This window comes from Actinomadura sp. KC06, from assembly GCF_004348735.1.
Lineage (GTDB): Bacteria > Actinomycetota > Actinomycetes > Streptosporangiales > Streptosporangiaceae > Spirillospora.
The window spans coordinates 1-947 of record NZ_SMKT01000402.1 but is presented as its reverse complement, the minus strand read 5'-3'; the positions used below and the strand labels follow the sequence as shown (position 1 = coordinate 947).

General features: G+C 67.7%; 2 protein-coding genes. One reads left to right on the top strand and one right to left on the bottom strand.

Annotated elements, in window-relative coordinates; all coding sequences use genetic code 11:
* A partial coding sequence (locus E1287_RS43360) for a GntR family transcriptional regulator (RefSeq protein ID WP_165969484.1) occupies positions 1 to 373 on the bottom strand: 373 nt, incomplete at its 3' end.
* A 127-nt stretch (positions 374 to 500) separates the two neighbouring features.
* Between E1287_RS43360 and E1287_RS43355 the strand changes: the two genes are divergently transcribed.
* Complete coding sequence (locus tag E1287_RS43355) at positions 501 to 869, top strand: hypothetical protein (protein WP_131972005.1); 369 nt, start codon at positions 501 to 503, stop codon at positions 867 to 869.
* Positions 870 to 947: the final 78 nt, after the last annotated feature.

The window sequence follows — 947 nt, the reverse complement described above, 5'->3', positions numbered from 1 at the left end:
GGTCGGGCCGGGTGCTGTCCTGGATGGTAACGGGGGTGCCGCGCCCGGCGTGGTTGGACGGGCCTCCGGTGGAGGTATAGCCGCGCGTGCCCTCGGCGATGGCCCAACCCTCGTCGGTGAGCTGGGCCAGCACCTTGCGGCTGGTGCGGGCTGATACCTGCCAGTGCTCCTGGATCTGCTGGTTGGTGGGTAGCCGCGCGCCGCGCGGGTACTCGCCCCGGATGATCGCCTGAACGATGGCGTTACGGATGACGTCAAGCAGTTGTGGAGATCCTCCCGTCTGGCCCGATGTGGAGTTAAACGTTTCCTCGTGTCCCAATGTGGCCACCTCCACCACTTGTGAGCTGCGGGGTTGGTTTCGCGTGACACCCACCGTCACACCCTAGCGTGCCGAACTTGGTACGCACAGGTTTACCGTTCACACGACTTTGGCACACTCTTGATGACAAGGCGTACCAAGCTTGGTACATCAGGTGGAAGTTGCAGAGAGGGTGGCGGGCGTGCAGTTCAAGATCCCCACGGATGCGCTGCGGTTCCTGGTCGCGGATCGACCGGAACAGCGCAAGGAGTTCGAGTCGGGCGCGCTGCGTACCGACGATCAGGGGCGGCCGTTGTTCCAGGTGCGCCTTTTGGCGATGGACGGCGAGCAGTCCGCACCGATCAAGGTGGGCGTGGTCGGTGACCCGCAAGTGCCGCAGGGGACGTTCGTGGTCCCGGCGGGCCTGACGCTGAACGTGGTGGACCGCCGGGGCGACTCGGTCACGTGGTGGACCGCTGAGCGGCTCGATGCGGCGGCGGTGCCGGGCGGGCGCGGGCCGTCTGCGTCCGGTAAGGCGTCGGGAACCAGCGGTAAGGGCTCGGGCGAGTGAACGCGCCCGGCATGACAGGGGGCACCGAGCCGGGGTCTTACCCGGGGCCCTACTCGGGGCCTGCGGGCGGTGGGGGCG